Source organism: Kitasatospora sp. NPDC059747, assembly GCF_042732955.1.
Lineage (GTDB): Bacteria > Actinomycetota > Actinomycetes > Streptomycetales > Streptomycetaceae > Kitasatospora.
In genome coordinates, this window is the sequence record NZ_JBHWGV010000240.1 from 1 (window position 1) to 4645 (window position 4645).

The 4645-nt window shown below is 70.5% G+C and carries 4 protein-coding genes; 3 read left to right on the forward strand and 1 reads right to left on the reverse strand.

What is annotated here, in order from left to right:
* Positions 1 to 70 precede the first annotated feature (70 nt).
* The gene (locus tag ACFV4G_RS43000) at positions 71 to 781 is read left to right on the forward strand and encodes a FadR/GntR family transcriptional regulator (RefSeq protein ID WP_380449036.1); all 711 of its coding nucleotides are present in this window, start codon (positions 71 to 73) and stop codon (positions 779 to 781) included.
* A gap of 54 nt (positions 782 to 835) precedes the next feature.
* Here the strand turns inward: ACFV4G_RS43000 and ACFV4G_RS43005 are convergent, their stop codons facing one another.
* Positions 836 to 1372, reverse strand: coding sequence for an NAD(P)H-dependent oxidoreductase (locus ACFV4G_RS43005; RefSeq protein ID WP_380449038.1), 537 nt, complete (start codon positions 1370 to 1372; stop codon positions 836 to 838).
* 165 nt (positions 1373 to 1537) lie between these two features.
* On the opposite strand from ACFV4G_RS43005, the gene ACFV4G_RS43010 reads away from it, so the two are divergent.
* On the forward strand, positions 1538 to 2128 hold the full coding sequence (locus ACFV4G_RS43010) for a TetR/AcrR family transcriptional regulator (RefSeq protein WP_380449040.1): 591 nt from the start codon (positions 1538 to 1540) through the stop codon (positions 2126 to 2128).
* A gap of 400 nt (positions 2129 to 2528) precedes the next feature.
* Positions 2529 to 4541, forward strand: coding sequence for an alpha-L-fucosidase (locus ACFV4G_RS43015; protein WP_380449042.1), 2013 nt, complete (start codon positions 2529 to 2531; stop codon positions 4539 to 4541).
* Positions 4542 to 4645 lie beyond the last annotated feature (104 nt).

Below are 4645 nucleotides of genomic sequence, written 5' to 3' on the forward strand. Positions count from 1 at the left end.
TCCGGGCACCGCGGCCGCCCCGGACGGAACCCGTATGCTGCGAAGATCAGATGACCAGGAGGGCGTAGTCGTGCCAGTCACCGACGAGGCGATCGAGAAGATCAAGGCCATGATCGTGAGCGGTGAGCTCCGCCCCGGTGAGCGGCTGCCGAAGGAGGCCGACCTCGCGGACCGGCTCGGCCTCTCCCGCAACTCCCTGCGGGAGGCGGTCAAGGCCCTCTCGCTCATCCGGGTGCTCGACGTGCGCCAGGGCGACGGCACGTACGTGACCAGCCTGGAGCCCGAAGTCCTGCTGGACGCGCTGGGCTTCGTCGTCGACTTCCACCAGGACAACACGGTCCTGGAGTTCCTGGAGGTCCGCCGCATCCTGGAGCCGGCCGCCACCGCGATGGCCGCCCGGGTCATGTCCGACGAGGACATCGCCGCCCTGCGCGACATGCTGGAGGGCCTGCCCGAGGACGCGTCGCTCGACGAACTCATCGCCAACGACCTGGAGTTCCACCACCTGATCGCGGCCGGGTCGGGCAACACCGTGCTCTGCTCGCTGATCGACGGCCTGTCCGGCCCCACCACGCGCGCACGGATCTGGCGCGGGCTGACGGAGGAGGACGCGGTGGCCCGCACCCGCCAGCAGCACCGCGCCATCCTCGACGCCATCGCCCGCCGCATGCCCGAGGTCGCCCACGCCTGGGCGACCGCACACGTCGCCGGGGTCGAACAGTGGCTCCGCGACACCCTCGGCAAGGCGGAGTCGCACCTCTGGGCCGACCAGGAGGTGTGACCGGCCCGGCGGCGCCGGAAGGAACGAGCGGTCACCCGCCCGCCCGGCACGTTCTCAGGCGGCGAGCAGGGTGCGGTACTGCTCGGCGTGGGCCTTGAGTTCCACGTCGGAGACCAGGCGGGCGCCGAACAGCACGAGGGGCTCGGCGAGCCGCATGCCCGTCAGGTGGGCCGTGGCGTCCAGCGGGGCCATCAGCTGCGCCATGGTGAAGCGGTTTCGGCCCTCGGGCGCGTAGGCGTCCTCGGGTGCGCCGGTGGACGTGACCAACTGGAGGGTCTTGCCGTGCAGCGCGGTGCCGCCGGTGCCGTAGGCGAACCCGTACGCCAGCACCTCGTCGATCCAGGTCTTGAGCACGGCCGGCACCGAGTACCAGTGCCAGGGGAACTGCCAGACGATCCGGTCGTGCGCGCGCAGCAGCGCCTGCTCGCGCTCGACGTCGATCCGCCCGTCGGGGTAGGCGGCGGACAGGTCGTGCACGGTGACGTGGTCCAGGTCCCGGACCGCGTCGGCCAGGCCGACCGTGATCCGGGAGGAGCCCGGGTCGGGGTGCGCGACGACGACCAGGGTGCGCGGCGTGGCGGAGAGGTTCATGTCCTGGTGCTCCCTCGGTGGGTGCGGCGGTCAATGTGACGGATCGTTCCGTCACCCATGTTGTGACGGAACGATCCGTCTGTCAAAGTTGCGACCGAGGACGGCCGGATCGGATCGCAGCACCGGCATCGGCATCGGCATCGGCATCGGCACCAGGAGGAAGCCATGGCCCGCAGGACGGCACAGGAGAACCGGCGGCACGTCCTGGACGTGGCGGGCGACCTGTACTACCAGCGCGGCATCCGCGCGGTCGGCATGGACCTGGTGGTCAAGGAGAGCGGCGTCGGCAACGCGACCGTCTACCGCCAGTTCCCCACCAAGGACGCCCTCGCCACCGCCTACGTGGAGGACCGGGCGGAGCGCTGGCTGGCTGGCCTGCGCGAGGCCGCCGACCAAGTGGCCGAGCCACGCGAGAAGCTGGTCGCGGTCTTCGCCGCGGTCACCGGCCACACCGGGCGGGACGGCTTCCGGGGCTGCCCGATGCTCAACACCAACACCGAGTTCCCCGATCCCGAGCACCCCGCCAACCAGGTCGCCAAGGCCCACAAAGTGCAGCTCCGCGACTGGCTGCGCGACCTGGCCGCCGACGCCCGCGCCGCCGACCCCGAGCAGCTCGCCGACGAGCTCCTGCTGGTCCTCAACGGCGCCTACGCCACCGCTACCGTCCTCGGCCCCGACGGTCCCGCCCGCCGCACCACCGACCTGGCCCGGCGCCTGGTGCACAGCGCCTGCCCCGCCCCGGACGGCGCCGCCTGAGAACGTGCCGGGCCGACGGGTGACCCATCGCCCTTGAGGCCGCCGGCGGGGAGGGTGGGCTCTTTCGACCTGCCCGCACCGGATTGATCCGATGACTAAGCATCCTCCGGGCCACCCCAACGTGCAAGGCCGAGCCGACGGAGAAGCGGAACAGCGCCGCAAGCCCAGTCGGCCAGGGGCACATATCATCACGTTGACCTGCTGATTCTCCCCAATTCAGAGCAGACTGCCCGCCTTCTTGAGAACGTTCACCCGCTCCCGGCATGAACGCGGAGCGGCCTTGATTCATCCGACATATCGCCGTCAGATGTCTTGACACGCCACTCCGTGCGCCGCCATACATGTACCTGACTCGCCAGGCCACTCCCTTTGCGAGCATTCCAGGACATATGGAGCATCCATGCCACGATCCATCAGCCGGAGAAGCATGCTCACCGGCCTGGCAGTTGCCACCGCCGCCACGGTCATCGGACCCGTCGGCAGCCGGGCCGAGGCCGCCGAGACCGGGGACGCCGCGACCGGAGGCACCGCGACCGGAGGCGCCGCGCTGCCCCTCGTCCCGCTGCGCGTCCCGAAGCTCGACCAGGGGGCCTGGCAGCAGCCGGACAGCAAGATCCAGTGGATGCGCGACAACAAGGTGTCCATGTTCATCCACTGGGGCGTCTACTCGGCAGCGGCCCAGGGTGAGTGGAACATGTTCTACTCGAAGACCGCGCCGACCTCCTACCGGGCGCAGTGGGCCGGCTCGTTCGCCAGCCAGTCCCAGTCCTACGACCCCGCCGCCTGGGCGCAGCTGGCCAAGGACCTCGGCGCCGCCGAAGTCGTCCTGACCACCCGTCACCACGAGGGGTTCGCCCTGTGGCCCAGCGGCCACCCCAATGCCTGGACCACCGGCTCCGCCCCCTTCCCGGCCGGCACGGACTTCGTCAAGGGCTACGTGAACGCCGTGCGCGCGGCGGGCCTGCGGGTCGGGCTCTACTACTCGCCGATCGACTGGCGCTACCCCGGCTACTACGACGTGAGCGGCTCGAAGCCGCCGAGCCCCGCGCTCACCTCCGACTGCGTACTGCCGAACAGCGTCTACCCGTGGAACTACGAGGGCTCCGACCCGGCGGGTTTCGACTACCACGAGAACGCCCGGATCATGAAGAACGAGGTGTACCAGTCCGTGAAGGAGCTGGTCACCGACTACGGCGCGATCGACGACATCTGGTGGGACGGCGGCTGGCTGGCGCAGCAGGGCACCGACGCGTCGGGGTCGTTCTTCTGGGAGCCCGGTCAGTACCGGGACGGCGGCAACGGCTGGCAGGTGGACGCCGCGTACGGCGACACCGAGACGGGCACCGGCAGGCCGCTGGGTCTCACCGGCGTGCTGCGCCGGCACCAGCCGAACGCCGTGTCCAACTCCCGCTCGGGATGGGTGGGCGACTACGACCTCGACGAGGGCTCCGGCGTGCCGAGCGGTCCGATCCGGTACGGCCGCCTGGTCCAGAAGACGTTCAGCGTCGGCGGGAGCTGGGGGTACAGCGGCAACTCCGCCATGCCCTTCTCCCAAGCGCTGGGCCTGTTCGTCAACTCCTTCGTCCGCGACATGTCCGTGCTCGTCAACGTCGGCCCGGACGCGACCGGTACGGTCCCGAGCACGCAGGCCGCGGTGATCCGCCAGCTCGGCGGGTTCATGAACGCCAACCGGGAGGCCGTGTACAACACCCGCGGCGGCCCGTGGAACCCGGCGGACGGCCAGTACGGCTTCACCTTCGCCGACCGGACCGTCTACGCACACCTGCTGGCCGGGTACAACGGCGGCAGCAGCTTCACGACGCCGTCCCTGGGCGACGCGAACGTCACCTCGGTCTACGACGTGGTCTCCAAGAGCGCGCTGTCCTTCGGCGCGGCGAGCGGGAACGCCGTCACCATCACGGGCATCGACCGCACCCGCTACCCCGACGACACGATCGTGGCGATCGTGCTCGACCGCCCGGTGGTGCCGACGGACATCGCCCGCGGCTGCCCGGCCACGGCCGACGGTTCGGAGACCTCGCACGGGAACGTTCCGGCCAACGCGTTCGACGGGGACACCTCCAGCCGCTGGTGCGCGGCCGACGGGAACACCGGCCACTGGCTGCAGACCGACCTCGGCTCGGTGCGGCCGGTCACGGGCGCGCGGATCGCCTGGGAACTGCCGGGGCACGCCTACCAGTTCCGGATCGACGGTTCCGCCGACGGGTCCACCTGGTCGACGCTCGCCGACCTGACCGGGAACTCCTCCGCCGTGCAGGTGCAGACCGCGACGTTCACGGCCCGGACCCGCTACGTCCGGGTGACCGTCACCGGTGGTGTGAACGCTAACACGTGGGCGTCGATCCGCTCGCTGGAGGTTTACGACCGCGCCTTCCTGGACCCGTCCCTCTAGGATCCTTCCCCGCCGCTGACCGAGTAGGAGAGCGAGGCCGTCGGGTTGCTCATCAGGTAGACGCGGTTGATGGTGTTGGCGATCAGCGGGATCTGCAGGGTGCC

What these genes read in the sequence shown, in the direction of transcription:
- ACFV4G_RS43010 (WP_380449040.1), top strand. Translation starts at nt 1,538, where the DNA reads ATGGCCCGCAGGACGGCACAGGAGAACCGGCGGCACGTCCTGGACGTG.
- ACFV4G_RS43015 (WP_380449042.1), top strand. Translation starts at nt 2,529, where the DNA reads ATGCCACGATCCATCAGCCGGAGAAGCATGCTCACCGGCCTGGCAGTT.
- ACFV4G_RS43005 (WP_380449038.1), bottom strand. Translation starts at nt 1,372, where the DNA reads ATGAACCTCTCCGCCACGCCGCGCACCCTGGTCGTCGTCGCGCACCCC.